The 2017-nt window shown below is 41.5% G+C and carries 2 protein-coding genes; both read right to left on the bottom strand.

Features of this window, described 5'->3' with window-relative positions; translation table 11 throughout:
* Positions 1-87: 87 nt before the first annotated feature.
* Entirely contained in the window at positions 88-381 is a 294-nt protein-coding gene (locus LC574_RS37650; protein WP_229458703.1) for a hypothetical protein, read from the bottom strand.
* Between the two features lie 271 nt (positions 382-652).
* The gene (locus LC574_RS37645) at positions 653-1597 is read right to left on the bottom strand and encodes a DNA polymerase III subunit delta' (RefSeq protein WP_229458704.1); all 945 of its coding nucleotides are present in this window, start codon (positions 1595-1597) and stop codon (positions 653-655) included.
* Between the last annotated feature and the right edge of the window lie 420 nt (positions 1598-2017).

Genomic DNA, 2017 nt, shown 5'->3' with positions numbered 1-2017 from the left:
GACTTATGATCAACTTACCGCAGACAATTCCAGTTCTTCTTTTAGGGACTAGCTTGGCTGTGCTTTCGCCTCAAGTTTGTCCTGCTTTCACTGTTCAAGAAATAGCTTTGAGCCATCACGGTATAAATTACCACCCAAAGAGTTGCGATCAAAAACCCCAAGAAACTCTCCTTCAAAAGGGTCAACGATTCTTACGGCTTTCGACCAAGGCACATCCATATCGGGGGACAGTCCTGCTGATTTGACCACTGGTAAATCACTTGATGCTTTGGCAAGACTAGCTATTTCTTGAACAGTGAAAGCAGGACAAACTTGAGGCGAAAGCACAGCCAAGCTAGTCCCTAAAAGAAGAACTGGAATTGTCTGCGGTAAGTTGATCATAAGTCAGGGGTACAATCTTCAAAAATAATAATTGAACAGCCTTTATTAGTCATCCTCCCCAAGACTTTTGTTTGCTATGAAGTTTGACAATTAAGCAAGTTCCAATATCTTGAGGCAATGTCTCTTAACTCGCTGCATTCTTTAAGAGACGCTTTGCATAGCTTACCTCTTAATAATACACTAGTACTAATTAGTTGTGGACACTTAAGTAATATTAAATAATATTACTTAAAGGTTTGAGGTTTTTGTGCAAGAGTTAGTAAATGGAATTTTATTTTTGACATATAGATAAAAGCAGACATTCCCAAACTAGTCGTGGTTGAGCGTAAGAAAGTAAGTATTTACGAGATTGTTCTAGCTGGTTGATGATGTTGGGTTGATGCCACTGCTGCCAGTAGAATTGCTGAAGATAATCAACTAACCACAGTTGGGCTTCTGTATCTAAATTTTTATCAATTTTCTTGGCTAACTCCAAGGCTTTGCGGTAAGAAGCAGGAGCTTTTTGTAAGTCTTCAAGTAACTCAGAGGGAATAGCTTGTAATTGCTCGTAAGATGCGATCGCACTTCCGGCACTGCCAGCTGCTATGCTCAAAACTGCCTGATTTAGCAAAATTTCCTGATGACCAGTTTGTGTGAGTACAACAGCCAAAGACTGTGCATCTAAGCGATAAAAAGGAATGCGTTGACAGCGTGACACTAAAGTTGGCAAAACAGACTCAGGTGTAGGTGCAATTAAAATTAACGTCGCCTGTCCCGGTTCTTCTAAAGTTTTAAGTAAAGCATTTGCTGCTGCTTCTGACATTGTTTGGGCTTCTTCCAGCACCACTACATTCCTCGGCGCTTCCAAGGGTGGACGACTGAGAAACTCGGTAATTTCCCGAATTTGCTCTAGGCGAATTACAGGTGGTGCTTTTTGCTTAAGTCCTTTCTCAGCCGCTTCTGCTGCTGTTAATCGTTGTCCCTGGTATTGGTACGTCGGTTGCACCCACAACAAAGCTGGATGGTTCCCCTGACGTAAACGGTTTTGTAAAGCCGCAGTGACTCCCATCTGATTAGAAAATAGCAATTCCACAAAACACTTAGCTGCTAAACTCCTTCCTACACCATCTGGCCCCACAAATAGATACGCTGGAGCAACCCGATTTTGTCTGACAGCTTGAGTGAGTAATTCTATAGCTTGCTGTTGTCCTACAAGTGGTGCAAATGGGTTAATAATTCAGTACCTTCGCCAAAACAAGAATATAAAAAGCGATGGGCTGATGTAGTAGAGTTGTTGTCTTTTATAACCACAACTTAGAAGCTACAAAATGCCAATATTTGACATACTAGCACTGTTGCAATGACTTCTACCGCGTAAGAGTCGTAGCCTTTTAAATGCAGAGGGATGCAATGCTATTGTAAGGCGATACATTCAGTAAATCTAAAAGTTTTTTTCCAAAAGTGCGATCGCATCTTGCAACTCGCTAATACGCCGCCAAATCTCTCTGTCTCTACAGCTAACCCTGTTGACAGGGCTATTTCATTCTCATCTAGTCCGCCTCAGAATGAATTCTGAGTCTAATAGCGAAAGTCGTCTAAAGACGACTGAGAAAAGGTTATAGTCCGTTTTAACGGACTTTAGCTAAAAGCCTGTGAA

Source organism: Nostoc sp. CHAB 5715, assembly GCF_020829685.1.
In the GTDB taxonomy this organism is placed as follows: Bacteria; Cyanobacteriota; Cyanobacteriia; order Cyanobacteriales; family Nostocaceae; genus Nostoc.
The sequence above is the reverse complement of the archived record's forward strand: the minus strand, read 5'-3'. Positions and strand labels throughout refer to the sequence as shown.

Coding starts and splice junctions, on each gene's coding strand:
- LC574_RS37650 (WP_229458703.1), bottom strand. CDS start 381: ATGATCAACTTACCGCAGACAATTCCAGTTCTTCTTTTAGGGACTAGC.